At 64.4% G+C, this 24917-nt stretch carries 26 protein-coding genes; 12 read left to right on the forward strand and 14 right to left on the reverse strand.

Translation table 11 applies throughout. The features are described from left to right. Positions 1-38: 38 nt before the first annotated feature. The 5 genes from AC5ZG1_RS31350 to AC5ZG1_RS31370 form a co-directional block, all read right to left on the reverse strand. Positions 39-671: a YoaK family protein gene (locus AC5ZG1_RS31350; protein ID WP_028163861.1), complete on the reverse strand. Its 633-nt coding sequence runs from the start codon at positions 669-671 to the stop codon at positions 39-41. Between the two features lie 3 nt (positions 672-674). Further along, positions 675-1463 (reverse strand): GNAT family N-acetyltransferase, encoded by a 789-nt coding sequence (locus AC5ZG1_RS31355; RefSeq protein WP_496135103.1) that lies wholly within the window; start codon positions 1461-1463, stop codon positions 675-677. A gap of 51 nt (positions 1464-1514) precedes the next feature. Beyond that, on the reverse strand, positions 1515-3563 hold the full coding sequence (locus tag AC5ZG1_RS31360) for an elongation factor G (protein ID WP_496135104.1): 2049 nt from the start codon (positions 3561-3563) through the stop codon (positions 1515-1517). Positions 3564-3929: 366 nt separating this feature from the next. Then, positions 3930-4412 carry a DUF992 domain-containing protein gene (locus AC5ZG1_RS31365; protein WP_496135105.1) on the reverse strand — a complete coding sequence of 161 codons (483 nt, stop codon included), beginning with the start codon at positions 4410-4412 and terminating at the stop codon, positions 3930-3932. A gap of 558 nt (positions 4413-4970) precedes the next feature. Continuing rightward, on the reverse strand, positions 4971-6173 hold the full coding sequence (locus tag AC5ZG1_RS31370; RefSeq protein ID WP_130227929.1) for a pyridoxal phosphate-dependent aminotransferase: 1203 nt from the start codon (positions 6171-6173) through the stop codon (positions 4971-4973). A gap of 338 nt (positions 6174-6511) precedes the next feature. On the opposite strand from AC5ZG1_RS31370, the gene AC5ZG1_RS31375 reads away from it, so the two are divergent. From AC5ZG1_RS31375 to AC5ZG1_RS31385, 3 genes are all read left to right on the forward strand, one after another. After that, a complete protein-coding gene (locus AC5ZG1_RS31375) occupies positions 6512-7168 on the forward strand; it encodes a glutathione S-transferase family protein (protein WP_496135117.1) in 657 nt (218 codons plus the stop codon). Between the two features lie 164 nt (positions 7169-7332). Continuing rightward, a complete protein-coding gene (locus AC5ZG1_RS31380) occupies positions 7333-7482 on the forward strand; it encodes a hypothetical protein (protein ID WP_165435373.1) in 150 nt (49 codons plus the stop codon). Between the two features lie 67 nt (positions 7483-7549). After that, on the forward strand, positions 7550-7690 hold the full coding sequence (locus AC5ZG1_RS31385) for a hypothetical protein (RefSeq protein ID WP_165435374.1): 141 nt from the start codon (positions 7550-7552) through the stop codon (positions 7688-7690). A 64-nt stretch (positions 7691-7754) separates the two neighbouring features. On the opposite strand, the gene AC5ZG1_RS31390 is transcribed toward AC5ZG1_RS31385, so the two are convergent. Further along, entirely contained in the window at positions 7755-8108 is a 354-nt protein-coding gene (locus AC5ZG1_RS31390) for a DMT family protein (RefSeq protein ID WP_028163867.1), read from the reverse strand. 226 nt (positions 8109-8334) lie between these two features. Here AC5ZG1_RS31390 and AC5ZG1_RS31395 point away from each other — a divergent pair, with 226 nt between their 5' ends. Together AC5ZG1_RS31395 and AC5ZG1_RS31400 are read left to right on the forward strand one after the other, a co-directional pair. Then, complete coding sequence (locus tag AC5ZG1_RS31395) at positions 8335-9147, forward strand: PAS-domain containing protein (RefSeq protein WP_456643901.1); 813 nt, start codon at positions 8335-8337, stop codon at positions 9145-9147. Positions 9148-9438: 291 nt separating this feature from the next. After that, positions 9439-10380: an aldo/keto reductase gene (locus AC5ZG1_RS31400; protein ID WP_456643902.1), complete on the forward strand. Its 942-nt coding sequence runs from the start codon at positions 9439-9441 to the stop codon at positions 10378-10380. A gap of 11 nt (positions 10381-10391) precedes the next feature. Here the strand turns inward: AC5ZG1_RS31400 and AC5ZG1_RS31405 are convergent, their stop codons facing one another. The 4 genes from AC5ZG1_RS31405 to AC5ZG1_RS31420 all read right to left on the reverse strand — a co-directional run bounded on the left by AC5ZG1_RS31405 (position 10392) and on the right by AC5ZG1_RS31420 (position 13641). Next, positions 10392-10517, reverse strand: a complete 126-nt coding sequence (locus AC5ZG1_RS31405; protein ID WP_456643925.1) for a PDDEXK family nuclease — start codon at positions 10515-10517, stop codon at positions 10392-10394. Further along, positions 10469-10786: an endonuclease domain-containing protein gene (locus AC5ZG1_RS31410; RefSeq protein ID WP_456643903.1), complete on the reverse strand. Its 318-nt coding sequence runs from the start codon at positions 10784-10786 to the stop codon at positions 10469-10471. The genes AC5ZG1_RS31405 and AC5ZG1_RS31410 overlap by 49 nt, the downstream gene beginning before the upstream one ends. A gap of 72 nt (positions 10787-10858) precedes the next feature. Further along, positions 10859-12088 (reverse strand): DUF1501 domain-containing protein, encoded by a 1230-nt coding sequence (locus AC5ZG1_RS31415; protein ID WP_456643904.1) that lies wholly within the window; start codon positions 12086-12088, stop codon positions 10859-10861. 2 nt (positions 12089-12090) lie between these two features. After that, on the reverse strand, positions 12091-13641 hold the full coding sequence (locus AC5ZG1_RS31420) for a DUF1800 domain-containing protein (RefSeq protein ID WP_496135106.1): 1551 nt from the start codon (positions 13639-13641) through the stop codon (positions 12091-12093). Between the two features lie 360 nt (positions 13642-14001). Here AC5ZG1_RS31420 and AC5ZG1_RS31425 point away from each other — a divergent pair, with 360 nt between their 5' ends. Next, on the forward strand, positions 14002-14676 hold the full coding sequence (locus AC5ZG1_RS31425; RefSeq protein WP_496135107.1) for an HAD family hydrolase: 675 nt from the start codon (positions 14002-14004) through the stop codon (positions 14674-14676). A gap of 95 nt (positions 14677-14771) precedes the next feature. On the opposite strand, the gene AC5ZG1_RS31430 is transcribed toward AC5ZG1_RS31425, so the two are convergent. Together AC5ZG1_RS31430 and AC5ZG1_RS31435 are read right to left on the reverse strand one after the other, a co-directional pair. Further along, positions 14772-15467 carry a glutathione S-transferase family protein gene (locus tag AC5ZG1_RS31430; protein WP_496135108.1) on the reverse strand — a complete coding sequence of 232 codons (696 nt, stop codon included), beginning with the start codon at positions 15465-15467 and terminating at the stop codon, positions 14772-14774. 132 nt (positions 15468-15599) lie between these two features. Beyond that, a complete protein-coding gene (locus AC5ZG1_RS31435; protein WP_496135109.1) occupies positions 15600-16307 on the reverse strand; it encodes a glutathione binding-like protein in 708 nt (235 codons plus the stop codon). Between the two features lie 208 nt (positions 16308-16515). Here AC5ZG1_RS31435 and AC5ZG1_RS31440 point away from each other — a divergent pair, with 208 nt between their 5' ends. Together AC5ZG1_RS31440 and AC5ZG1_RS31445 are read left to right on the forward strand one after the other, a co-directional pair. After that, the gene (locus AC5ZG1_RS31440) at positions 16516-17631 is read left to right on the forward strand and encodes an MBL fold metallo-hydrolase (protein WP_496135110.1); all 1116 of its coding nucleotides are present in this window, start codon (positions 16516-16518) and stop codon (positions 17629-17631) included. Continuing rightward, positions 17628-18233 (forward strand): SCO family protein, encoded by a 606-nt coding sequence (locus tag AC5ZG1_RS31445; protein WP_496135111.1) that lies wholly within the window; start codon positions 17628-17630, stop codon positions 18231-18233. Before AC5ZG1_RS31440 ends, AC5ZG1_RS31445 begins: the two co-directional genes overlap by 4 nt. Before the next feature lie 39 nt (positions 18234-18272). Here AC5ZG1_RS31445 and AC5ZG1_RS31450 read toward each other — a convergent pair whose 3' ends face one another. Together AC5ZG1_RS31450 and AC5ZG1_RS31455 are read right to left on the reverse strand one after the other, a co-directional pair. Continuing rightward, entirely contained in the window at positions 18273-18506 is a 234-nt protein-coding gene (locus AC5ZG1_RS31450) for a hypothetical protein (RefSeq protein WP_028163877.1), read from the reverse strand. Positions 18507-18519: 13 nt separating this feature from the next. Continuing rightward, on the reverse strand, positions 18520-19245 hold the full coding sequence (locus AC5ZG1_RS31455) for a TSUP family transporter (RefSeq protein ID WP_496135118.1): 726 nt from the start codon (positions 19243-19245) through the stop codon (positions 18520-18522). Positions 19246-19587: 342 nt separating this feature from the next. Between AC5ZG1_RS31455 and AC5ZG1_RS31460 the strand changes: the two genes are divergently transcribed. From AC5ZG1_RS31460 to uvrB, 4 genes are all read left to right on the forward strand, one after another. Then, on the forward strand, positions 19588-20517 hold the full coding sequence (locus tag AC5ZG1_RS31460; protein WP_496135112.1) for a LysR substrate-binding domain-containing protein: 930 nt from the start codon (positions 19588-19590) through the stop codon (positions 20515-20517). 397 nt (positions 20518-20914) lie between these two features. After that, positions 20915-21154 (forward strand): hypothetical protein, encoded by a 240-nt coding sequence (locus AC5ZG1_RS31465; protein ID WP_035690096.1) that lies wholly within the window; start codon positions 20915-20917, stop codon positions 21152-21154. An 11-nt stretch (positions 21155-21165) separates the two neighbouring features. After that, positions 21166-21366: a hypothetical protein gene (locus tag AC5ZG1_RS31470; protein ID WP_456643913.1), complete on the forward strand. Its 201-nt coding sequence runs from the start codon at positions 21166-21168 to the stop codon at positions 21364-21366. A gap of 320 nt (positions 21367-21686) precedes the next feature. Then, positions 21687-24611: an excinuclease ABC subunit UvrB gene (uvrB, locus tag AC5ZG1_RS31475; RefSeq protein ID WP_496135113.1), complete on the forward strand. Its 2925-nt coding sequence runs from the start codon at positions 21687-21689 to the stop codon at positions 24609-24611. Positions 24612-24917: the final 306 nt, after the last annotated feature.

Raw genomic sequence — 24917 nt, forward strand, 5'->3', positions numbered from 1 at the left:
TGCAGTCCAATCGGACAAGCAATGCGGACTGTCAACATTCACTTATCCCGCACCGCGACGAACGCCGTAAGCACGACGGCGGCGCCAGCGGCGAACCAGACCGCGGACAGATTGAGGTGGAGATAAGCGAGCGCGCCGACGGTCGACCCCAGCACCAGTGCCGCCCATAGCAGGAGGTTCGGCAGCCAGGCCCAGCGCGGGCCGCCGGTCAGCGCCGCCCCAAGGAGTTGGCCAGCCTTGACCAGCGCGCCGGTGACATAGGTGAGGCCGAGGCCGGCGCCGCCGCGGATCTGAAACATCGCATTCTCCAGCCCCATCGCGAACACGATGCCGCCGACCGCGGCCGTCGGCCAGCCGAATGTGTAGGCGAGCGCGGCGCCGACGAGCAGCAGCGCTTCCGTCAGCAACAGCCAGGTCTGGCGACGGCCGCCGCGCGCAAGCACGATCAGGCTGCCCGCCGCCGCGCCGAACACGAAGGTCACGATGATGCCGATGGTTTGCGCCGCCGCGAACCAGTTCGCCTCGGTCAGGTTGACGCCGAGACGCGTCGAATTGCCGCTCATGAAGGAGACGAACAGGCCCCCGAGATGCAGATAACCGATGCCGTCAAGATAACCGGCGAGCGCGCTCAGCGCACAGGCCAGCGTCATGTTACGGCGCGAGTCAAGCATGCGTCACGCCGTCCACTCGTAGACCTCTTTCTCGTAGGCTTCGGTGAAGCCGGCGCGCAGCAGATTACGGTACGAATGTTCCAGCATGTACATGGTCTCGGAGACCTGCACTCTGCAGCCCATCTGCTCGGCGCGTTCGACCCGCTTCGCTATCAGCGCCTGCTGCGCGCCGCGCTTGCGATGGCTTTCGGCTGTGGTCGCGGCCAGGAGATAGCCGATGTCCTCGAACAGGCAGAGCGCGGCGATCGCCACCGGCTGATCGCCGTCGAAGGCCATGTAGTGAACGAAGCCCCTGCGGCCGGCCGAGCGCGCATATTCCGGCCACAGCGTGTCGCCGAGCTGATCGCGCGCGGCGTCGATCTCGTCGGTGGTCACTTCGCGGATGCCAAGATCGGTCGTGAAATGAAGCGGCGAACAGGCCGTGCGCCACAAGGTCGGATATCCGGTGCGACGCGCGCGCGACAGGCCGCCCGCCTCGAGCCGCGCCCGCATCACGTCCATATCGGGACCCGGGCTCAACCAGACGAAGAAGCGCTTCACACCCTCAGCCGTGAATAGATCGATGAAGCGCGGGACCGCATCATCCGCCATCGCGGGATCAGCGCCGCAGAGATAGACGCGGTTGAGATTGGCGGATGGAAAGGGCGCCTGACGTTCGGGATCGATGGTCACGTAGCAGTGACCGAACGGCGGACCGTCGAACTGCCGGCGCACGAGGCGGTAGGGCTGACAACGGCCGTCCAGCCATTGCGTCAGCCGCCGCATTTTCAAGGAGAGATCGACAACGTCCATGGCGATGCGGGGATCATGACCCTCGATCCGGGGCCATGATCCTAGCAACACTTATGCCGCCACGCGATGCGCCGCAATAATTTGATCGGCGGTCCGGCCGGTCACTTCAGCCATGTGATCGAACTGCCGGGTGAAGCTGCCGGCGCCGGCGGTGGCCGAGCGGAGTTCCACGATCAGGTCGCCGATTTCGGCTTCCGGCATGGTGGCGCGGACGCAGTCCCAGCCCGCCCAGCCCTCGCGGGTGTCGAAACCGAGGATCTGGCCCCGCCGCGCCGACAGGATCGCGTTGATCTTGGCGGTGGCGTCGGTCGGGCAGACGATTTCGACCATGTGGATCGGTTCCAACAGCACCGGATGACAGTTCGGCAGCGCCTCGCTGACACCGATCCGCGCTGCGGTGCGGAACGCGAGATCGGAGGAGTCGACGCTGTGGTAGGAACCGTCAGTCAGGCACACATGGACGTCGACCACGGGAAAGCCGAGCGGCCCCTTCTGCAGGCCGTCGACCACGCCTTCTTCGACCGCGCCGATATAGTTCCGCGGCACTGCACCGCCGACCACGGTCTCCTCGAAGCTGAAGCCGGAACCGCGCGGCAAGGGCTTTACCTCGAGCACCACGTCGCCGAACTGACCGTGGCCGCCGGACTGCTTCTTGTGCCGGCCGCGCTGGGTGATCGGTTTCCGGATGGTCTCCTGATACCCGATCGCAGGTGGGTGCGATTTGACGTTGACGCCGAAGCGGTCACGCAACCGTTCCACCGCGACGCGCAGATGCATCTCGCCCTGCCCCCACAGCACGGTATCGTGCGTGCGTGCGTTCTGGATCTGGGTCAGCGACGGATCCTCCTCGTTCAGCCGCAGCAGCGCCTGCCCGAGCTTGACGTCGTCCTTGCGGTCGGTTGCCGCGACCGACATCGCGAGCACCGGCGAGGTCGGCTCGACCTTCACCAGCGAGGGCGGCGCGGTCTTGCCGCTCGCCACGGTGTCGCCGGTCTTGATCGCGTCGATCTTGCCGAGCGCAACCGTATCGCCGGCTTCCGCGGAGGCGCGCTTGGTGTCAAACGCGCCGCCAGCGGCGAGGATACCGGAAACGCGGCCAGTCTCGCCGGACGAGGACGTCAGCGTCGCGCCGTCGTCGAGACGGCCGGCGAGCAGCCGCGCCAGCGACAGTTTGCCACCGTGCTGCAAATGCACCGTCTTGAACACGTAGGCGAGCGCATCCTTGGTTTCGGGGGCGCCAAGGCGCTTGGCGGTGTCGGCGATACCGGGCGATTCATGGCGCAGCGCCTTCAGCAGGCGCAGCACGCCATTCTCGCGCAGCGCCGAGCCGAGCAGCACCGGGCAGATCACGCCTTCGCGCAGTTCGCGGGCGAGATCGTCGAACACGGCATCGCGCGGCGGCTGGATGTCCTCGAGCAACTGCTCCATCAGCGCGTCGTCATGGTCGGCGAGCTTCTCCAGCATCGAGAAGCGCGCTTCCTTCTCGCGATCGAGATTGCCGCCTTCCAGCGCGACCACCTCCGACGGCTTGTGCTCGCGATAGACGAAGGCGCGTTCCAGCGCCAGATCGACGAAACCCTCGATCAGATCGCCGTTCCATATCGGAATTTGCCTGAGCACCAGCGGCACGCGCGAGGCCGGCTGCAGCGTCGCGAGCGTCTCGCGGACGCGATTGTTGGCGCGATCGATCTTGTTCAGGAACAGGAAACGGGGAATGGCGAGCTCTTCCAATTCGCGCAGGATGAGCTGCAATTGCGGCAGCTTCTTCTCGTCGGCCTCGCAGACCACGACCGCGGCATCGACCGCGGGAAGCGCCATGCGCATGTCGTGCGCGAATTCGACCGAGCCGGGACAATCGAGGAAGGTGTAACTGTCGCCCATGAAGGCCGTCGTGGCGGCGGTAAGACCGACGCTCATCTTGTGATTGCGCGCTTCCGCACTGGCATCGCCAACGGAAGTTCCGGCATCGACACTGCCGGCTGTCCGGATCGCACCGGTTCGCGCCAAGATCGCTTCGAGTAGTGTGGTCTTACCGCTTTGGAAAGGGCCCACCAGTGCGATGCACCGTGGACCTCGGGGACTTCTGACGTCTTGTCCCATATTGCCGTCTCCTCGTCTGGAGCTCGGCCCTTGATTGGGTCGGCAATCAACAATGCTCCGCCCGTCGCGGGCGTTTGGCAAGCGGGAACACGCGCCAAAACGTCGCTGCGTTGCGATGTAATGCAATGAAGCGTGCACGACTCCTTCCCTTCTCCCCTTGTGGGAGAAGGTGTCGCGCATGCAATGCGCGACGGATGAGGGGTTGTCTCCGCGGGCGACAGTGCTCGTGGAGAGGACCCCTCACCCAAACGTGTTGGTGGCCCGCGCCTGAGCTGCCCTCTCCCACAACAAGGGGAGAGGGCGCGTCAACTGGCACTGCTCACGCATGGGTTGGATGGTGGTCGCTACGCTTTGCCCACGCTTGTATTAGCGTCCCGGCCGGAGTTCCAGGCTCGCTAGGCCGGCGGCGACGTTGAGGCCGACCTGGCCCTGCAGGCTCAGCGGCTGCAGCGCGATCGAATTGTTGGAGCCGCCGACCAGCACGTTGCCGCCGACACCGACGCCGAGCGTCGCGCTGCCCTGCGCACCCGCATAATTGCCGGAGAGGTCACCGGGCCCGATGCGCGAGACTGGCGCGTAGACGCCCCAGGCCAGCGCCGTCTCCTCGGTGATGCCGATATCGAGGCCCACCTTCTGGATCGTCGCGATATAGCGGTCCTCCGGTACGCCCTCGGCGCGCAGCACGCAGCCGAGATGAGTGACCGACCCCACGATGAAGCCGACGCTGGCGCCGCCGCGGCATTCCAGAACGCCAACCCGCACGCGCTCTGGCTGCTGCGCGCTGGCGCCGGCGATGAGGGATGCGAGCATGACGATGGCCGTGCCCGCGCGAAAGACGCAGCGACGCATGAAGATATCTCCGGCTGAAAAAATCTGACGTGAGGTGAGACGATGGACCGCGCCCGCCCGCGGCGCGTGTCCGTCTATGCCACAAGCCTCAAGGCAGTACCAGATTGGCGACACAACCAAGTTGCGGCGACCGGTCATCTTCAGGACGCACGATACGAAGTCAGATCAGCCCGCCGTCATTGCGAGTTTCGGACCGGCCTGCGAAGCCGACCCGGATCGATGAAAGCAGCGGAGCGTTACTGATGCGCAGAGACGCGCCCATCACCGCTGTCATTCCGGGGCGTCCGAAGGACGAGCCCGGAATCCATCGGGCGCCGTAGTCTGCGGTGAGATGGATTCCGGGCTCACGCTACGCGTGCCCCGGAATGACGGCGCGGACCATGGCCAGCGGCTTGGAACTCACTTTCTTCTCAGCGCAGCCGAGCAATCCATGCCTCCACAAATGGCGATATGGATTGCTTCGTCGCTACGCTCCTCGCAATGACGGCGGAGAGAGAGCGTGCGAACACGAAAAAGGCCCGCTTGCGCGGGCCTCTCATTCTCGCTCGACCGATCGAACTATCGCAGATTGCCGCAGAAGCGCTGGATGCGCTTGCAGGCATCTTCGAGATCGGAGGTCTTGGTGGCATAGGAGATGCGGAATGCCGGGCCGAGGCCGAAGGCCGAACCATGCACGACCGCGACGCCCTCGCTCTCCAGGAGCTCGGTGACGAAGTCCTCGTCGTTCTCGATCACCTTGCCGCCAGGCGATGTCTTGCCGATCGTGCCGGCGCAGGACGGATAGACGTAGAACGCGCCTTCCGGCCGCGGGCAGTCGATGCCGGCCGCCTGGTTCAGCATCGAAACCACGAGGTCGCGCCGTTCCTTGAACACCTTGTTGTTCACGGGAATGAACTCCTGCGGGCCGTTGAGCGCTTCGACGGCGGCCCACTGCGAGATCGACGACGGGTTCGAGGTCGACTGCGACTGGATCGTCGCCATCGCCTTGATGAGCTGCGCAGGCCCGCCGGCATAGCCGATGCGCCAGCCGGTCATGCAATAGGCCTTGGAGACGCCGTTCACCGTCAGCGTGCGGTCGTAGAGTTTCGGCTCGATCTGCGCTGGCGTAGTGAAGACGAAGTCGTCATAGACTAGGTGCTCGTACATGTCGTCGGTCATCACCCAGACATGCGGATGCTTCACCAGCACGTCGGTGATCGCCTTCAGCTCGGCGCGCGTATAGGCGGCGCCGGTCGGGTTCGACGGCGAGTTGAGGATGATCCATTTGGTCTTCGGCGTGATCGCCTTTTCAAGATCCTCCGCGCTGAGCTTGAAGCCGCGCTCGGCCGTGCACACCACCGGCACCGATTCACCGCCCGCGAGCGCAACCATTTCCGGATAGCTCACCCAATAGGGCGCGGGAATGATGACCTCGTCGCCCGGATTGATGGTCGCCATCAGCGCGTTGTAGAGCACCTGCTTGCCGCCGGTGCCGACGATCACCTGGTTCGGCTTGTAGGTGAGGCCGTTCTCCCGCTCGAACTTGGCGATGATCGCCTCCTTCAGCTCGGGAATGCCGCCGACATCGGTGTACTTGGTCTTGCCGGCCTCGATCGCATGGATGGCCGCCAGCTTGATGTTGGCCGGCGTATCGAAATCCGGCTCACCGGCGCCCAGCCCGATGACATTGCGGCCCGCCGCTTTCAGCGCGCGTGCTTTATCCGTGACCGCAATCGTCGCGGACGGCTTCACACGGTCAAGCGCAGCGGACAGGAAGGACATCATCGTCTCCGGATTATGTTGGGAAAAGCGCAACAACAGCGCGACCTCGTTTCTAGGACTGTTGCGGTGCAGCGGCAAGCGAAAAGCGGGGTTTCCTCGGCACTTTTGCCGCAGCCTCACGTGGCGGACCCTCGATCAGACCCGCTGCCATCACCTGATAGCAGAGGCGTGATCATTGCTGCGCCAATGGAATCATTCTGCACGCGTGCGTTGCGGGAGCGGTTTTCGACTTTTTCCATCCCGCAGCTCTTGCGACGCACCCCCATCGGCATCATTGTGGGGTTGCGTTTGCGGCGCCAACTGCCGCTCACGCGCTTCGATTGGTGAACTCGGGCAAGATGTACAAGCTCTATTCGATGCAGCGCTCCGGCAACAGCTACAAGGTTCGCCTTGCGCTGGCGCTGCTCAATACGCCCTATGAGGCCATCGAGGTCGACATCCTGCGCGGCGAGAGCCGCACGCCGGAGTTTCTGGCGAAGAACCCGAGCGGCCAGGTGCCGCTGCTCGAAGTCGAGAACGGCCGCTATCTCGCCGAATCCAACGCCATCCTCTGGTATGTCGCCGGCGGCACGCCGCTCGCGCCGGAGTCGAAGATCGAGCGGGCCGAGGCGCTGCAATGGATGTTCTTCGAACAGCATGCGCTGGAGCCCAATATCGGCGCGGCCTATTTCTGGCTATCGCTCGTGAAAGGCGGCCGCGACCTCCAGACCCATGCGCTGGAGGATTGGATGGAGCGGGGCTATGCCGCGCTGCAGGTGATGGAGAACCATCTCAAGATCGCGCGCTTCTTCGCCGCCGACCAGCTCACGGTCGCTGACATCGCACTCTACGGCTACACCCACCTCGCTGACCGCTGCGATTTCGACCTCGCCACCTTTCCGGCGATCCGTGCCTGGCTCAGGCGGGTCGAGCAGGTCCCCGGCTTCGTCGCGATGGACTGGCGGCCGGAGGCCGAATTCGACGACGCCACCGGCATCGCGGCAGGGGCTGAATAGCGGGAATTGCGGGCATAGCCCGTAGAATTACGGGTAAAACCTCGCGCTATGCCGTGGTTCTGCCATTTTTCTCACGGTCACCGCCGCAATATTGCCGGCGACGATTGCGAATCCTCGGGCCAGACAACGCGGGTGATTCGCCCGCGCATGCGAGGATTTTGACCATGACATGGTCGCCCGGCACGGCCGGCTCCAAGAGCCGCCCCGCGCCAGCAGTCCCGTCCCGACTGGCGAGCGCAATCGCCATTTCGGTCACGATCGGCGCGTTGTCACTGTGTGTCGAGGTCACGATGGCGATGCCGCTTTCGACCTGATCCGGTGGTTTCCTCTTCTACAATCGTCACCAACGCAAGGCGCGATGACTGAGATCGCGACCAGAGCATGTTGAAGACACCTGTTGGACTGGTAACAGTTGGACTGACCGTCGCGATCCTGCTCGCGGCCTCGCTGTTGATCGTCACCAGCACCCGTGGCGAGGATGGTGCGCCGGTGGTGCGGGTCCTGCCTCGCGCCGCGAAGTAGCGCGAGATGGTTCCGCTTGGAGCGGCAGGGATTCCCTCTCCACTCAAAACAGTGCCGCAACCCATCACGTGAACCTATGGAAGATCAGGAACGCGCCGGCGGCGATCAGCGCAAAGCCGAGTGCGTGGTTCCAGCCGAGCGGCTCCTTGAGATAGAGCACCGAAAAGCCCGCGAACACGACCAGCGTGATCACCTCCTGCATGGTCTTGAGCTGCGCCGCCGAATAGACCGCGCTGCCCCAGCGGTTGGCTGGCACGGCGAGCCAATACTCAAAGAAGGCGATGCCCCAGCTCACCATGATCACCACCGGCAGCGGGCTCGCCTTGAACTTCAAATGCCCGTACCACGCAAAAGTCATAAAGACGTTGGAGGCAAACAGCATCAGGATCGGCAGGATGGTCGGCGAAATCGTGGGCATCGATATCCTCTTGCAATGGTCCGCCACAGCATGACCGAGCAGATCTTCTTGAGCGCTCCATGCCACGGAACTGGTTTGACGCAATTCGCATAGCATTTGACTCCAACAATGCGAAAGCTTGGCGCGCGCCATCAAACCGCTCTTAAGCGTGACGCGCAAAATCCCGCCGCAAGCGAAATCCGTCGTCAAACTGCGCGCCTATCGTCGGTTGTAACGAGGCGCAAACATGCAGTTGAACTGGCGCACGATCCTGGGCCCTGCCCTGACGATGGCGACAGCGCTATCCGCCTTCGCCGTCGACAGACATTTCGCCGCCGTGCCGAATCCGGCGCCCTTGTTCGTTTGCATCGTCGCGCTGGCAAGTTCCATCGGCGGCATCGCGTCGGGACTCGTGAGTGCGGCCATCGCGGTGGCGGGCTCGGCGATCTTCTTCCTCAACCATCGCGCCACGCCAGGCTACGACCTGTCGGACCTGGCGCGGATGGCGATGCTGGCGGCGACCGCCATTGTCACAGCCGTCATCACCGGTCTGCTCAGGCGAAAATGGATCGATGCCTTCGCCTGGGAGCAGAAGCATCATGCCACTGCCGAGCGCCTGAAGGCCGCGCTCGACCGGGTCGACATCGGCATCGTGCTGTTGGATTCGGACACGCGGGCGGAGTTCATCAATCGCGCTTTCCGCGACTATTTCGCGCTTGCCGACGAGCAAGCCGAAAGCAAACCGCCGTTCATCGCGCTGATGTATCATGGCCGCGACACCGGCGCCTACGAATTGCCGAAGCACGAATTGAACGACTTCATCGCGCGACGCATCGAGATGATGCGGATCGGCGATTCCACCCCGATCAACATCAACCTCGCCGATGGCCAGGTGCTGCGCTTCAGTTGCACGGCGCTGCCCGACGGCGGCCGCATGCTGAGCTACACGCCGGTGACCGATCTGGTGCGCAGCACCGACGATCCGGCCAAGGCCGACTACTATCGCTCCCTCCGCGGCATCGGTCGCGCCCTTGGCCCGGCTTTGCGCGCCGCCGAATAGCATGAATTAAGCGAGCCACGCCGCCGGCTGTGGATAACTTGCCTGTCACCCGCGCGTAACAAAGCACGGCTAGGCTTTCTTACGCGTTTGATCAGGCCCCCCGTCTCGGATCACACGCCCCCCGAGCGGTCCCCGTCAGTCGCCGCGTCTGACCGGGGCCGCTTTTTTTGCGCGACATCCGCTCATGGCTGCACTGCAGCCGACGATGATGTGCGAGCCCGCCGCCGCCTTGCGAGGAACTGGCGTGCGGGCCACAATACATTCTCTTTCCTCCAATTTTCGGATCGCTCCATGCAAATTCGCAATCTCGGCGGCTCGGGCTTACGCGTTTCCGCCGTCGGCCTCGGCTGCAACAATTTCGGCCAGCGCACCGATCTCGAAACCTCGCGTCAGGTGATCCACCGCGCGCTCGACCTCGGCATCACCCTGTTCGACACCGCCGACATCTATGCCGGCATGGGCGGCTCGGAGACGGTGCTCGGCACCGTGCTCGGCGATCGCCGCAAGGACATCGTGCTGGCGACAAAATATTCCAAGCCGATGGCGACCGACGGCACCAAGCAGGGTGCCTCGCGGCGCTACATCATGTCGGCGGTCGAAGCGAGCTTGAAGCGTTTGAAGACCGACTACATCGATCTCTACCAGCAGCATGATTACGACCCGCTGACCCCGATCGATGAATCCCTGCGCGCGCTCGACGATCTCGTACGGCAGGGCAAGGTGCGTTACATCGGCAATTCGAACTTCCCGTCCTGGCGCATCGCCGAAGCCGAATATGTCGCGCGTGCGATGAACGTGAACCGCTTCGTCTCCTGCCAGGACGAATACAGCCTTTTGGTGCGCGATATCGAAAAGGACCTGCTGCCAGCGGCGCAGGAATACAATCTGGGCCTGTTGCCGTTCTTCCCGCTCGCGAGCGGCCTGCTGACCGGCAAGTATCAGCGCGGCGCAGTGGCGCCAGCGGACACGCGCTTTGGCAAGGTGCCGATGCTGCGCGACCGCTATGTCACGCCGCGCAACGAGGACATCGTCGACAAGCTCCAGGCCTTCGCCAGGGAGCGCGGCCACACGTTGCTGGAGCTCGCCTTCTCGTGGCTCGCCGCCCGCCCGCAAGTCTCGAGCGTGATCGCCGGCGCCACCCGCGTCGAGCAGGTCGAGCAGAACGTCAAGGCGATCGACTGGAATTTGAGCGTGGAAGAGCTCGCGCAGATCGACGAGATTACGAAGGGGTAAGCGGGACTCTCTCACTCCCTCTCCCCGTCCCTCACGGGGAGAGGGTGGGGTGAGGGGCTCTCTCCGCGAAGTTCGGCCTGAATTGTGATCAAGACGCCCTCGATATTGCTGAGCACGTCATTGTTCCAAAATCGCAGTACCTTGTATCCATCGGCGACGAGCCGACGGTTGCGGATTTCGTCCGCCGCGGACTCGTTGTGTGCTGACCTCCGTCGACTTCAATAACGACCTGCTTCTCACGACAAACGAAGTCGCAGACATAGCCTCCGATCGGAACCTGTCTGGCAAACTTATGGCCGTCCAGTTGACGATTGCGAAGCCGATTCCAGAGCACTGTTTCCGCATCCATTTGATCGGCGCGTAAGCACCTCGCGATTCGGATCATTTTTTCATTGCGGCCACGCATCGCCCTGCCCCTCACCCGGAGTCGGTGCTGCGCGCCGCCTCCGACCTCTCCCCGCAAAAGGCGGGGAGAGGTTTATACCACCGCCACCAACCCCTGCATTGGCTTGGCGGCGCGGCTGTCGGGAAACACGCTCTCCGCCAGCACGCGCTCGGCGAGGCCGAACTGGTCGTGCAGTACGCCTTTCATGACGGCGCGCAAATCGGTGGTCGGCGCGAGGTCGCGGCCTTGATAGAGATCGGCGGGTTTCAGGCCGGGCCAATCCGAGATCACGCGTCCGCCCTTCACCGCGCCGCCGGCGAGCAGCGCAATGGTGCCTGTGCCGTGGTCGGTGCCTTCGGTGCCGTTGATGCGCGCAGTGCGGCCGAATTCGGTGGCAACCACGATCACGGTATCGCGCCAGCGGTCGCCAAGCCCGCCTTCGAATTCCGCCAGCGCGCCATCGAGGCCGCCAAGCAGTTGCGCGAGACGGCCGACCGGCCCGCCCTCCTTGGCGTGGGTATCCCAGCCATCGAAGGCGAGCGCGCCGATCCGCGGCCCGTCATCGGCCGCCATCAGTTTCGCCGCGCCGCGCGCCACCAGCCGCATCGCACCGATGCCATTGGTGCCGGGCTTCGGCTTCATCTCGTCGCCTTTCGCGACTTTCTCGAGCTGCAAGCCCTGCGTGAGCGCCAAGGCGAGCGCGGGATCGCGATGCTGATACAGCTCGAGCAGGCGCATCGCGGTGTCGTCATCGGCCTGCGGCAGCGCGACTGGCGCCCAGCCGACGGTCGGCGCCGCGCCGCGCAGCACCAGCGGCGTCGTCGGGCCGACCGCGAGCGCGCGCGTCACGCGCTCGCCTTTCGGCAGCGCTTCGAGCGCGCGATTGAGCCAGCCGGATTGCACTCTGCCCGGACCGGCAAAGCCGCTCTCGAGCACGTCCTGGCCATCGAAATGCGAACGCTCGCGGTAGGAGGTCGCGACCGCATGGATCACTGCAGCCTGTTTGGCGCGATACATCCGCGCGAATTCCGGCATCGCCGGATGCAGGCCGAAAAAGGTGTCGAGCATGACGGCTGCGTTCGGGCCGTCCGGCCGGAGCGCGATCGAGCCATGCAGGCCGGCGTATTCAGGGTCGCCGATCGGCGCCACTGTCGCAAGGCCATCCAGCGCACCGCGCAGGATCACCACGACCAGCCGCGGATCGCCTCCGTCAGCCGCGCGCGCAAATTTCGGCAAGTACGCCCAGGCGGCGAACGCAGCGCCGCCAAGCAGCAGAGAGCGGCGCGAGGTGGCCTGTGATCGCAGCCCTTCACAGCATTGCATCGTCACCTCCTCTGGAATTCCGGCGACATCAACAGCAGCGCCAGCGCCTGCTGCCGCGATTCCGCGCGCTCGACGGTGCGCCGCGTGTCCGGCGAGGCGGCATCCGCGGCGACGAGATCGAGCAGCTCGCGCGGGTCGATGCCGTCGCCAAGGCGCGAGGCGATCTGCGCCGAGATATCGAGCCGCAGCTTCATGCCTTCAGGCGCGGCCCATGCCGCGCTGGTATCGGGAAAACCGTTCGGCCCGGCGGGCGACCACATTGGCTGACCAAGGACGTTGAGGCCGCCCAGATAGCGGGAGGGATCTTCGGGATTGCGCCCGAGCAGCCGGCCGGAGGCGATCAGGAATTCGTAAGGCGAGCGCATCTTGGTCAGCGGCGCGTCCCACGCCTCACTGGAATCCACCAGCGCGGTCGCGAGCGCCTTCAGATCGCCGTCGGTCCTTCCGAAGACATCCTGCAGTCGCGCCACCAGGGCCGGCGGCGGATCGTCGGCCACGAAGTGGCGCGCGAATTTGGTGGTGATGAATTTTGCCGTCGAAGGATGGCGGGCGATATCGGCGAGCACGGCCTCGCCCTGCGCCACGCCACTCTGCTCGTAGACCTTGCCCATTACGCGCTGCGCGCCGGGCTGATGCGCATTGGCGTTGAACACAAAGGTACCGGGCGGACCGAGCTGGCCCTGCCGGCCGGCAAAGGTCCAGCCCGTGATGACGCGCGCGAGCGCGGTGACGTCGTCCTGGGTATAGCCGCCGCCGACGCCGAGTGTGTGCAACTCCATGATCTCGCGCGCGAGGTTTTCGTTGAGGCCGCGGTTGCGGTTGATGCCGGCGCGCGAGTCCGGACCCAAGGATTGCTGGTTGTCGAGGAAGAACAGCATCGCCGGATGCTGCTCGACCGCCATCAGCATGTCGGCGAAGCGGCCGAGCACATGCGGCCGGATCGCCTCGCGCTCGAACGAGCCAGCCCAGATCCGCGCCAGACCGCCCTTATTGGCGGAGATGCAGAAATGGTTCGACCAGAACACGACCAGGCGCTCGACGAATCCGCAATCGGCGAAGCTCGCGCGCTGGATGCGCGCCAGCGCTTCAGTGCGAAACGTCTTCTGAATGACATTGGGCGGTTGCGGCGGAGGCTTCGGCGGATTGGGCTGCATCGCATCCGGCCGCGCCATCGCGGCATTCACGTTATTGCCGTCGGCGGATGATGCCATCGACTCCTTGGCCGTCATGTCCGTGGCGATCGAGGATATCGACGGATTGCGGCGCTGCGCTTTGGGTTCCGTTGGCGGCGCTTCCGTTGCTGCTCCCGATTTTGCGACGGCGTCGCGCGCCTGCTGAATCTCGAACTGATAGTCGAACAGGGCCTTGCCGAGCGCCGGCGTCGAGGAAAGCCCGGGCATCTCCAGGAGCGCGGCATTGGCGCGATTGAGTTCTGATTTGACAAAGCCGCGCGGATCGGATGCCGCGTTGACGAAATCGCCGGAAGCGCCGCCGCGGGCGCCGAAGCCGAAGCGATTGAGCGCAACAAGGGCTGCTTGCGAATCGCGGGCCATCGGATTTCCCTTCGGGCGTCCTCGGTCTATGATTTGCATGATCCGGAAAAGTGGGAACCGGTTTTCCGAAAAGATCATGCTCAAACAAAGAAGCGCAACATCATAGCGCGCATGCGGATGAACCACGGATTAATTCCGCAATAGGAGAGCGGCCGGTTACATGACAAATCGGAAAGAAAGCATCCCGCGTCAGCTTTCCTGCAGACGCTGCGGCAGCGCCTTCACCTGCAGCCTGTCGGGCGAATGCTGGTGCGGGGCGGAACCCTACCGTTTGCCGATGCCGCCCCATGATGGCGGCGACTGCCTGTGCCCGGATTGCCTGCGCGCGCTCGCGAGGCGGCAAACCGATGCGGCCGCAACGTGACGAGCCGCTGGGACATCAGCGCTGTCCTGCTCGACATGGACGGAACGCTGCTCGATACCGAGAAGGTCTATTTCGACAGCCTGGTCGCGGCGCTGAACGTGCGTGGCTATACCGACGATGTCGTCACCCTCTGTCATGCCATGATCGGCCTCCCCGGACCGGAATGCGAGCTGATGCTGGTGAGGCGCTACGGCGATGATTTCCCGCTCGCCGAGATCAACAAGGCTTTCGCCGCCAACCGTGACGAAATGCTTCGCGCAGGGTTGCCGCTGAAGGCCGGCGCCGTCGAGCTGCTCGACGCGCTTCGGTCCGCGCAATGTCCGATGGCGATCGTGACCTCCTCCTCGCGCCGCTCTGCCGACCAGCACCTCACGCTCGCAGGAATCCGCGCGCGCTTTGACACTATCCTGACGCGGGACGACGTCACGCACTGCAAGCCGAGCCCGGATCTGTATCTCTTGGCTGCGCAACGGCTCCGCGTAAAGCCACAAGCCTGCGTCGCGATCGAGGATTCCAACCATGGCGTGACCGCGGCCCACGCCGCCGGTGCGATCACGCTGATGGTGCCGGACATGATCCCCCCAACCGAGGAAACGCGCGCCAAATGCGCCGCGGTGCTGCCAGACCTCAACGCGGCGCTGGCGATGCTGCGCGAACGCGGCGCGCTGTAGCACTCGTCATTGCGAGCGCAGCGAAGCAATCCATCTCTCCGCGCGTGAAGACATGGATTGCTTCGTCGCTTCGCTCCTCGCAATGACGGTGAACTCTACACCTCGTATCCCGGCGACTTCCGCGCCATGCCGTCGAAGGCGTCGAGCAGGCGCTCGCGCCAGGCGTAGACCGGATCGTTCTCGACCAGCAGCTTGAAAGGGCTCACCACGCGTGCCCACTGGAAGCCGCCGAACACGATGTAGTCGGCATAGTTCGGCCTGTCGCCGCCGAGATAGGCCTGGGTCCGCAGCGTCAGCCGCAGCGGATCGAGACTCCTACGGAAGCCTTCGACCGCGTGGTCGCGGGTCGCAGCGGCCTCTTCCAGCGACTTGCCGAGCCGCGCCTCGCGCGTCCTACGGAAATAGGCGACGTCGTCAGGCGCAAGATGCGCGGGGATATCGGCGACGATCAGCGGGAAGATGCCGCCGACCACAGTGACATCGCCCCACCAGTTCAGCATCCGCCCCATGGCGCGCCCGCCCTCGCCGCCGAACAGCGAGGGACGGTCGGCATAGGTGTCCTCGAGATAATTGGCGATCGCCCAGGAATCGGTCACCGTGGTGTCACCGTCGAGCAGCACCGGCACCTTGTCGGACTTGTGCGGCGCGATCGCTTCTTTGTGCGTGAAGCACCAGGGGATCGACTCGGCGCCAAGCCCCTTGTGCGCCAGCGCCATCCGTATGCGCCAGCAATACGGGCTGAACGGACGGGACGTGTCCGTGCCGACGAGTTCGAACAGTTTCATGGCCATGGATCAATCCCGCTGATGTCGGCCGTCAGACTAGCCGTCATTGCGAGGAGCGCAAGCGACGAAGCAATCCACGCTTCCGCACGCGGCGACATGGATTGCTTCGCTGCGCTCGCAATGACGGCAACAACAGCGCTACCGCACCACCGCCGCGGTCTGGCCGAACAGGATCTTGCGCTCCTCCTCGGTGCGGATCGCGGGCTGGCCGAAATTCGGATTGACCTCTTTCGCCTTGGCATAGGCGCGCACCGTGGCGGGCCGCTCCCGGATCGTTTCCAGCCAGCGCTTCAGATGCGGGAAATCGTCGATGTTCTGGCCCTGGTTCTGGTAGCCGACGACCCAGGGATAGCTCGCCATGTCGGCGATCGAATAGTCGCCGGCGACGAATTCGCGGTCCGCGAGGCGCTTGTTGAGCACGCCATAGAGCCGGTTGGTCTCGTTCACATAGCGGTCGATGGCATATTGCAGCTTCTCTTGCGCATAGTTGCGGAAGTGATGGTTCTGCCCCGCCATCGGCCCGAGGCCGGCCATCTGCCAGAACGTCCATTGGATCGCATCATAGCGGCCATAGAGATCGGCGGGCAGGAACTTGCCGGTCTTCTCGGCGAGATAGAGCAGGATCGCGCCGGACTCGAACAGCGAGATCGGGTTGCTGCCGCCCTTCGGCGCATGGTCGACGATCGCAGGAATCCGGTTGTTGGGCGCGATCTCCAGGAATTCCGACGTGAACTGCTCGCCCTTGCCGATGTTGACCGGGATGATCTTGTAGTCGAGCCCAGTCTCCTCGAGGAACATCGTGATCTTGTGGCCGTTCGGCGTGGTCCAGTAATGGAGGTCGATCATGGGCATGATCCTGCGGCTTGGATGGAACGCGCATCCGAGAAAGATGCGAATGCATGAATCTCGCAGAACCGGTGCCAAGTCAATCCGCTTCTTGACGCCATGCGCGCGAATTTGATCGGCGGGTGCACCGCCGCGCGATTGAGGCGGGCTCGCCTCGGTCCTACGCTTGAGCGCTCTTTGCAGCCAGAATGTCGTCTGGGAGGATTCAATGACGAGAGATTTGCCACGACGTGATTTTCTGAAAGGTTCAGCCGCGCTCGCCGGCATCGCGGCTGCCGGCGGATTTTCCTGCGTCGAGATCGCGAGTGCAGCGCCGATCGAGGTGCCGACCGTCGACAGACTGTCGATCCGCGTACTGGTCGACAGCAGCTACGACATGTTCTTCCGCCCGAAACAGGCAAACGGCGTATCGATCGCGCCGCCGGCACGAAGCGCCGACTTCCGCAAGTCGCTGCACAATGAATGGGGCCTGTCGCTGTGGCTGGAATCTCAGGCCGCAGACACCCAGCGCACGCTGATGCTGGACTACGGCTACACGCCCGACGTGCTCATCAACAATATGGAGCTGGTGGGCGTCGAGCCGGCGAAGCTCGACGCGCTGATCGTCAGCCACGGGCACTACGATCATTTCGGCGGCCTGATCGGCTTTCTGGATAAATATCGCGGCAAGCTTCCGGCGGACGTGAAGCTCTACGCCGGCGGCGAGGACAATTTCTGCCATCGCGTCAACGCGACGCCGACCAAGGGCCAGTTCGCCGATTTCGGCACGCTCGACCGCCGCGAGCTTGCGGCGCATAACGTCACGACCGTTCTCTGCGAAACGCCGACCGTGATCGCCGGCCATGCGTTCACGACGGGCAAGATCACGCGACGCAGCATCGAGCGTATCCTGCCGCAGACCTGGGTCGAGTTCGGCATGAAGGATGGGCTCGGCTGCAACGCCGGCCACTATTTGCCGGCCGAGATGGACGGCAAGATCGTCCCGGACGAGCACATCCACGAGCATGCGACCTGCTTCAACGTGAAAGACAAGGGGCTGGTGGTGATCAGCTCCTGCGGCCATGTCGGCATCGTCAATTCGGTGAAGCAGGCGCAGGAGGTCTCAGGGATCCAGAAGGTGCACGCCGTCGTCGGCGGCTTCCATCTCGGACCGGCGCCGAAGGACTACCTCACCGAGGTCGTGGCCGAGATGAAGAAACTCGAGCCTGATGTCGTAGTGCCCATGCATTGCAGCGGGCTGAACTTCGTCCAGGAGGCAAGCGCGCAGATGGGCGACAAGGTGCTGGTCACCACGACGGGCAGCCGCCTCTCCTTCGGGGCATGATCCTGCGCGTCATCAGCAGCGTCGGCATCGGCCTGTGGCTGATGCTGGCGCCTGCCTGCGCGGGCGATGCGCCGGCGCGATCGGCGGCTGAGATCATGGACATCCTGATGTGGAACCGGGAGCCGGTCGGCGGTCCGTTCGAGCTTGTCGACCACACCGGCCATATCCGCACCGAGCGCGATTTCCGCGGGAAGCTGATGCTGGTCTATTTCGGCTTTACTTATTGCCCCGATGTCTGCCCCACCGATCTGCAGGCGATCGGGCTTGCTATGGACCGGCTCGGCAATGATGCCGACAAGGTGCAACCCCTGTTCATCACCGTCGATCCCGAACGCGACACGCCGCAGCATCTGGCGGAATACGTGCCGCTGTTTCATCCGCGCCTGATCGGATTGACCGGAAGCCTTGATGCGATCCGCAAGACAGCGGACGCCTACAAGGTCTACAGCGCCAAGGTGCCGCTTGGGAAAGACAACTACACTGTCGACCACACCGCGTTCATCTATCTGATGGATCGCGATGGCGGCTATCTCGGCTTCTTCCCGCCGGGCACCTCGGCCGACCGCATGATCGAGATCATCCGCCCGCACCTCGCCAGGTAGAGCGTTTGCCACTGCGCTGTTGTGCGGCACCAAGCCAGCTCAGCCAGCGCGGCCGTGCTCGCGCAGGAATCGTTCGCCAGTTTCGGTGACCACCACCCGCAAACCCTCGACTGTCGGGCGGCGCATGACATAGCCGCGGTCGACGGCGTCTTCCCAGATCGTCAGCCGTGGGCACGAGGTGCGCCAGGTCTCGATCACCTCGGCATAAGGCCGCGGCTCGCGCGCGATCCATTCGACGAGATCGAGCACCAACGCATCCGTCGCCTCCGCCATCGGACTTCCTCCGTCAATGCGCCATCGCGCTGTTACGCGCGACGAGCAGCCAGCCGCCATAGAGGATGTAGTAGCTTGCAACCGTCGTGATCAGCCGGTTCGCCCAGGTGCGAAATTGCGTGTCGCTCATCGCTTCCAGGATTCGCCGCGCCAGCGTGGTGCCGAGCATCGAGGCCGCGACAGCCACGCCCGCCAACACCGGATCGAGCGTCGCGGCCTGGTCGATGATGCCGCCGAAATAGATCAGCTTGGTGAAATGGCTCGCCACCTGGCAGGTCGCCTTGGTCGCGACCACTTCGCGGCGGCCGAAATTGCCGCCGAGAAAGAAGGTGTCCATCAGCGGGCCGGAGACGCCGGTCATCAGCATCAGCCCCATGCAGACCGAGCCGTAGAAGCTGCCTTGCCAGATGCTGTCGGGGTTCGGCTTTATTCCCTTCGGCATCAGCCGTGCCATGAAGGGCGTGACGCCAAGCAGGAGCAGCGCGATCGGCTTGTCCGGCACGTAGCGCGCCGCCGACCAGATCGCCAGCGCCACGCCGCAGCCGATCAGGTAGACCGCGACCGGCCGCCAGCGGATATGCGCCCGCCACAGCAAGGCGCGCCAGCCGTTACTGGCCATCTGCGTGATCGCATGCAGCACCATCGCCGAGGGCAGCGGCAGGATGGTGAGCAGCACGCCGATCAGGATCAGCCCGCCGGCCATGCCAAACAGCCCCGACAGGAATGCCGTCGCGACCATCAGCACGCCAAGGGCTGCAGTCACAAGCGGGCTCACGAAAATCTCCACTGAGGCGAACTCGGATCGATACGCGGCAAACTGTTTCCTCTCCCTCTCCCCGTTCTTACGGGGAGAGGGTTGGGGTGAGGGGCTCTCTCCGCGAAGACGGTGACAGACGGATGCGCGGAGACTCCCCCTCACCCGGATCGCATCTGCGATCCGACCTCTCCCCGCAAGCGGGGCGAGGTGAAGCGAGCCGCCGATTCAACCTGAAGCGTAACGATCATTGTTGTGCCCCGCTTGGACACGGCGCGCAAACTGAGTTATCTCCTCCTGGCATCAGTTTTCCTGAGGGTAACAGGCTTGCGGCGGCTGCTCTTTCTCAACGGCATCAAGGCATTCGAGGCGGCGGCGCGCACCGGCAGCTTTGCCGCCGCGGGCGCCGAGCTCAACGTCACGGCGGCCGCGATCAGCCGCATGGTGCATCTGTTGGAGGAACGGCTCGGGGTGGCGCTGTTCGAGCGCAAGGCCAATCGCCTCGTCACCACGACGGCCGGCCGCTTCTACCAGAGCGGATTGACGCCGATCTTCGATGCGCTGGCGAGCCTGACGGCACAGGTGACCTCGCCCGCGAGCGTCCGTGTCCTGACTATCGGCGTCGGGCCGACGTTTGCGATGAAATGGCTGATCCCGCGGCTTGCCGATTTCCAGAAGCAAGAGCCCGAGATCGAGGTCCGCATCACCACCGGGGGCGCCGCGGCGCCGGAGCCGTTCAGCGACGACTGGAGCTGCGGCATCAAGCTCGGGGACGGCGACTGGCCTGGGCTGGTGGCCGAGCCGCTGTTCGCCGCCGATCTCCTCCCGGTGTGCGCGCCGCGGCTGGCGAGCCAGCTCAAGCGCGCGAGCGACCTGAAGGGGAGAAGCCTGCTCCGCGTCGCGCACTCGCCCGACGATTGGCCGAAATGGCTGAAGGCCGCGAGCATTGCCAGGGTCACGGCGCGCGGGCCTGAGTTCGAATTTTACGGTCAGGCGCTGCAGGCGGCCGTCGACGGCCTTGGCGTCGCGATGGGAATCCGTCCCTATATCGACGACGACCTCGCCGCGGGGCGGCTGGTCGCGCCGTTCGAGCTGAGCGTGCCGAAGGGCATGCGCTGGTATCTCGTCTATCACGGCTTCCGCACCGGTCAGCGCGACTTTGCCGCCTTCCGCCGCTGGATCATCCGCGCCGCGGCTGAGCCCGCCACGCGGGCCAAGGGGCAGCGATCCCTCGTGAGGGACGAGACGAGCAGGTAATGATCACATTGTCGCAGCCCTGACGGCTGGACAGCGCGACCAAGACTGGCAATAATAAACAATTATTGGTTGCATTTATATTTGACGACCCCCTGGTCGCGTTGATGGAAAACGCCATGTCCAAGGTCAGAGTTCTCCTGGTCGCTCTCACACCGAAGATGATTGCGAACGAGTTGTTGCATGGCATTCACCAACCGCGCCGAGCTTTTCCCGAGTCTGCACATCAACGGAGCGATACATTTGCGCGCCTTACCGGAGGGAGTGAGCTCGTCACGCCACTTCCGCACCGGTCCGCGCGCCTGTAACGAAAGATTCTTGCGCAGTGTGATCCAGTTCACAAAGTTCGCCGCCCAGGGCGTGCTTTGGTCCCCCGCGGGAAAAACCTGGGATCGCAGGCATGATTTACGGCGCCTTTGAGATCAACTCATTTGAGGCAGGGAAGGGGCTATGGCACGCCAGGATTCAACGAGCCGATCGCGAGCCGGTCGTCATCGATGGCATCTCGTTTCCGACACTCGAGCTCGGCTTTGCGTGGTCCGATCGGGATGCGGCGATCGCCCACGCGAAAGCGCAGATCGATCGCTACGGCCGGCGCTATGGGGTGATCTCAACCGAACCGTCGCCGACTTCGCGATAATCGGCACCGCCGTGGTCGCGCCGCGCTGCGAAGCCGAGCCGGCGCCGTCACCTCCGCCCGCGCGGCCGTTCCTGAACAATTGCCCGGAATGCAAGGCCGAGCTCGCCCTGCTCCGCGTCATTCCCGGTAGGGCCGAATACTGGGCGATGCGCTGCACAGGCTGCGGCGCGATTCATCTCAACATCGTCGAGAAGACCTCGCCCGCCTGCTGACGGCTCGCTTCACCTCGCCCCGCCCTTCGCGAGGAGAGGTCGGCGCGCAGCGCCGGGTGAGGGGCGCCTCCGCGAATGCGGTGACCGACACCGCACGCTGACGCGGTCACACAGCATTGGACTTAACAAGCGGAAACAGCCCTCACCCGGATTGGTCGCTACGCTCCCAATCCGGCCTCTCCCGCAAGCGGGAGAGGCGAAGAGGCAACCGCCGCGTCGAAAATCTCCGCCATTTCGCCCCTGCTGACACCTGCTGACAGAGCGACCGCGCACCCGCATTCGCCCTTTCATGGCGGCGGTTTCAGTCCCATATTCGCCCCATGGCGAAGAAACCTGATACCCCCAAAAAGCCCGGCAAATCCCCCAAGTCAAAAGCGCATCGGCCCGACGTTCTCCCGATCGCGCCGGCGCTCGCCGAACTCTTGAACCCCGCCATCAACCGCGGCGAAAGCGGCATCGGCTCGTCCACGGGCCTGCAGCCGCCACCGGACAATTCACGCGACCGCCGCGCCGGCGGCGAGGCCGCAGCGCACCGCGCGCGCGCCTCGACGCCGAAGGAATTTCCGAGCGATCGCCTGGCTCCGGCGGACCAGCATGGAGGCGGCGGCTTCGACGAGGCGCCCCAGGCCAACTACGGCACCGCGGCGACGGTGCCCACGCTCGATCCAGAGCTGGCGCGACAGCTCGGCCTGCCCACCGCTGAGGACGATGAGGAGGCGCTTGCCCGCCCGCCGCGCAACAAGATGGAGGCACTCGGGGTCAAGGCGACCGCCGAGGCGCTCGAGAACCTGATCCGCGACGGCCGTCCCGAGTTCCGGAAAGACGACGGCTCGATGCGGGTGTGGACCCCGCACCGTCCGCCGCGCCCGGAAAAGTCCGAGGGCGGCGTCCGCTTCGAGATCAAGTCCGACTATCAGCCGAAGGGCGACCAGCCGACCGCCATCGCGGAACTGGTCGAAGGCATCGGCCGCAACGACCGTACCCAGGTGCTGCTCGGCGTCACCGGCTCGGGCAAGACTTACACCATGGCCAAGGTGATCGAGGCGACGCAGCGCCCTGCCCTGATCCTGGCGCCGAACAAGACGCTCGCCGCGCAGCTCTATGGCGAGTTCAAGAACTTCTTCCCGGACAACGCGGTCGAATACTTCGTCTCCTACTACGACTACTACCAGCCCGAGGCCTATGTGCCGCGGACCGACACCTATATCGAGAAGGATTCCTCGATCAACGAGCAGATCGACCGCATGCGCCACGCCGCGACGCGCGCGCTGCTCGAGCGCGACGACGTCATCATCGTCGCCTCGGTCTCCTGCATCTACGGTATCGGCTCGGTCGAAACCTATACCGCGATGACGTTCGCGCTGAAGAAGGGCGAGCGCATCGACCAGCGGCAATTGATCGCCGACCTCGTCGCGCTGCAGTACAAGCGCACCTCGGCCGATTTCACCCGCGGCACCTTCCGCGTCCGCGGCGACGTCATCGACATCTTCCCGGCGCACTATGAGGACCGCGCCTGGCGCGTGAACCTGTTCGGCGACGTCGTCGAGAATATCGAGGAGTTCGATCCGCTCACCGGCCACAAGCAGGACGAGCTCGAATTCATCAAGATCTACGCCAACTCGCACTATGTGACGCCGCGGCCGACGCTGGTGCAGGCGATCAAGTCGATCAAGATGGAGCTGAAGCAGCGGCTCGACCAGCTCAACGACCAGGGCAGGCTGCTGGAAGCGCAGCGGCTTGAGCAGCGCACCACCTTCGATCTCGAGATGATGGAAGCGACCGGGAGCTGCGCCGGCATCGAGAACTATTCGCGCTATCTCACCGGACGCCGTCCCGGCGAGCCGCCGCCGACGCTGTTCGAATATGTGCCCGACAACGCGCTTGTGTTCGCCGACGAGAGCCACGTCTCGATCCCGCAGATCGGCGCCATGTTCCGCGGCGACTTCCGCCGCAAGGCAACGCTGGCCGAATACGGCTTCCGCCTGCCCTCCTGCATGGACAACCGACCCTTGCGGTTTGAGGAGTGGGACATGATGCGGCCGCAGACGGTCGCGGTGTCGGCCACGCCCAGCGGCTGGGAGCTCAACGAGAGCGGCGGCGTGTTCGTCGAGCAGGTGATCCGCCCCACGGGCCTGATCGATCCGCCAGTCGACATCCGTCCCGCACGCACGCAAGTCGACGACCTCGTCGGCGAGGTTCGCGCAACGGCAGCGGCGGGCTATCGCTCGCTGATCACCGTGCTGACCAAACGCATGGCGGAGGACCTCACCGAATATCTGCATGAGCAGGGCATCCGCGTGCGCTACATGCACAGTGACATCGACACCATCGAGCGCATCGAGATCATCCGCGACCTCCGCCTCGGCGCGTTCGACGCGCTTGTTGGCATCAACCTGCTCCGCGAGGGTCTCGACATTCCCGAATGCGCGCTGGTCGCGATCCTCGACGCCGACAAGGAAGGGTTCCTGCGCAGCGAGACCTCGCTGATCCAGACCATCGGCCGCGCCGCGCGCAACGTCGACGGCAAGGTGATTCTCTATGCCGACAGCATGACCGGCTCGATGGAGCGCGCAATTGCGGAGACCAACCGCCGCCGCGAAAAGCAGATGGAATACAACGCCGCCAACGGCATTACGCCGGCGAGCGTGAAGAAGTCGATCGGCGACATCCTCAACTCCGTCTACGAGCGCGACCATGTGCTGGTCGATATCCGCGACGGCAGCGTCACCGAGGACGTGATCTCGATTGGCCACAATTTCGAGGCGGTGCTCGCCGACCTCGAGACAAGGATGCGCGAAGCCGCCGCCGACCTGAACTTCGAGGAAGCCGCGCGCCTGCGCGACGAGGTCAAGCGTCTGCGCGCCACCGAAATGGCCGTCGTCGACGATCCCACCGTCAAGCAGCGCACCGTGCAAGGCAAGGCCGGCGCCTACGCCGGCACCAGGAAATACGGCGACGCCGCCAATTTGCCGGTGAGCGCAATGAAGAAGAAAAGCGTGTCGTCGGCGATCAAGGCCGGCGGCAGCTCCGGATCAAAAGTCCACAAGCCCCATCTCGACGAAATGCACGGCCCGGAGTCCCTACCCTTCCGCCCGAATCCTGGTGCGAAGCCAGCAAAGCCGTTCGGCAGTACCAGCCGGATCATCCAGCCAACCGACTCGCGGCAGTCCGGCCCGGAGTTCGGCCCGTCGCCACGATCGAGCGGCGGCGCGCCGGGGAAAAGAGGCGGGTGGAAGAAGCGATGACAATACCCGTCATTGCGAGCGCAGCGAAGCATCCATGCCTCCGCGTGTGGCGCTATGGATTGCTTCGCTGCGCTCGCAATGACGAAGTGGAAGCAGTAGGTGCGACAAATCAACACGACGGGCAAATCAGCCAAAGCCTGTCCAGCCCTTGCGGAAAAAACATTCTGCTTCCGTCGTCGGGCAAATCAGTGATTTAACTCCGCGCGTCTCACGGCGAATGAGGGGCGGATCGCGATCGTCACGAACGTTGCGGTGAGATGCGGTGGACGTGATGGGTGTGACTGACGAGCACGCGCATCACGGACG

Source organism: Bradyrhizobium sp. Leo78 (assembly GCF_059512425.1).

What these genes read in the sequence shown, in the direction of transcription:
- AC5ZG1_RS31455 (WP_496135118.1), bottom strand. Translation starts at nt 19,245, where the DNA reads ATGGTCGCGACGGCATTCCTGTCGGGGCTGTTTGGCATGGCCGGCGGG.
- AC5ZG1_RS31360 (WP_496135104.1), bottom strand. Translation starts at nt 3,563, where the DNA reads ATGGGACAAGACGTCAGAAGTCCCCGAGGTCCACGGTGCATCGCACTG.
- AC5ZG1_RS31435 (WP_496135109.1), bottom strand. Translation starts at nt 16,307, where the DNA reads ATGATCGACCTCCATTACTGGACCACGCCGAACGGCCACAAGATCACG.
- AC5ZG1_RS31440 (WP_496135110.1), top strand. Translation starts at nt 16,516, where the DNA reads ATGACGAGAGATTTGCCACGACGTGATTTTCTGAAAGGTTCAGCCGCG.
- AC5ZG1_RS31450 (WP_028163877.1), bottom strand. Translation starts at nt 18,506, where the DNA reads ATGGCGGAGGCGACGGATGCGTTGGTGCTCGATCTCGTCGAATGGATC.
- AC5ZG1_RS31385 (WP_165435374.1), top strand. Translation starts at nt 7,550, where the DNA reads ATGTTGAAGACACCTGTTGGACTGGTAACAGTTGGACTGACCGTCGCG.
- AC5ZG1_RS31420 (WP_496135106.1), bottom strand. Translation starts at nt 13,641, where the DNA reads ATGGCCCGCGATTCGCAAGCAGCCCTTGTTGCGCTCAATCGCTTCGGC.
- AC5ZG1_RS31375 (WP_496135117.1), top strand. Translation starts at nt 6,512, where the DNA reads ATGTACAAGCTCTATTCGATGCAGCGCTCCGGCAACAGCTACAAGGTT.
- AC5ZG1_RS31390 (WP_028163867.1), bottom strand. Translation starts at nt 8,108, where the DNA reads ATGCCCACGATTTCGCCGACCATCCTGCCGATCCTGATGCTGTTTGCC.
- AC5ZG1_RS31365 (WP_496135105.1), bottom strand. Translation starts at nt 4,412, where the DNA reads ATGCGTCGCTGCGTCTTTCGCGCGGGCACGGCCATCGTCATGCTCGCA.
- uvrB (WP_496135113.1), top strand. Translation starts at nt 21,687, where the DNA reads ATGGCGAAGAAACCTGATACCCCCAAAAAGCCCGGCAAATCCCCCAAG.
- AC5ZG1_RS31410 (WP_456643903.1), bottom strand. Translation starts at nt 10,786, where the DNA reads ATGCGTGGCCGCAATGAAAAAATGATCCGAATCGCGAGGTGCTTACGC.
- AC5ZG1_RS31370 (WP_130227929.1), bottom strand. Translation starts at nt 6,173, where the DNA reads ATGTCCTTCCTGTCCGCTGCGCTTGACCGTGTGAAGCCGTCCGCGACG.
- AC5ZG1_RS31415 (WP_456643904.1), bottom strand. Translation starts at nt 12,088, where the DNA reads ATGCAATGCTGTGAAGGGCTGCGATCACAGGCCACCTCGCGCCGCTCT.
- AC5ZG1_RS31400 (WP_456643902.1), top strand. Translation starts at nt 9,439, where the DNA reads ATGCAAATTCGCAATCTCGGCGGCTCGGGCTTACGCGTTTCCGCCGTC.
- AC5ZG1_RS31445 (WP_496135111.1), top strand. Translation starts at nt 17,628, where the DNA reads ATGATCCTGCGCGTCATCAGCAGCGTCGGCATCGGCCTGTGGCTGATG.
- AC5ZG1_RS31380 (WP_165435373.1), top strand. Translation starts at nt 7,333, where the DNA reads ATGACATGGTCGCCCGGCACGGCCGGCTCCAAGAGCCGCCCCGCGCCA.
- AC5ZG1_RS31350 (WP_028163861.1), bottom strand. Translation starts at nt 671, where the DNA reads ATGCTTGACTCGCGCCGTAACATGACGCTGGCCTGTGCGCTGAGCGCG.
- AC5ZG1_RS31355 (WP_496135103.1), bottom strand. Translation starts at nt 1,463, where the DNA reads ATGGACGTTGTCGATCTCTCCTTGAAAATGCGGCGGCTGACGCAATGG.
- AC5ZG1_RS31465 (WP_035690096.1), top strand. Translation starts at nt 20,915, where the DNA reads ATGATTTACGGCGCCTTTGAGATCAACTCATTTGAGGCAGGGAAGGGG.
- AC5ZG1_RS31395 (WP_456643901.1), top strand. Translation starts at nt 8,335, where the DNA reads ATGCAGTTGAACTGGCGCACGATCCTGGGCCCTGCCCTGACGATGGCG.
- AC5ZG1_RS31430 (WP_496135108.1), bottom strand. Translation starts at nt 15,467, where the DNA reads ATGGCCATGAAACTGTTCGAACTCGTCGGCACGGACACGTCCCGTCCG.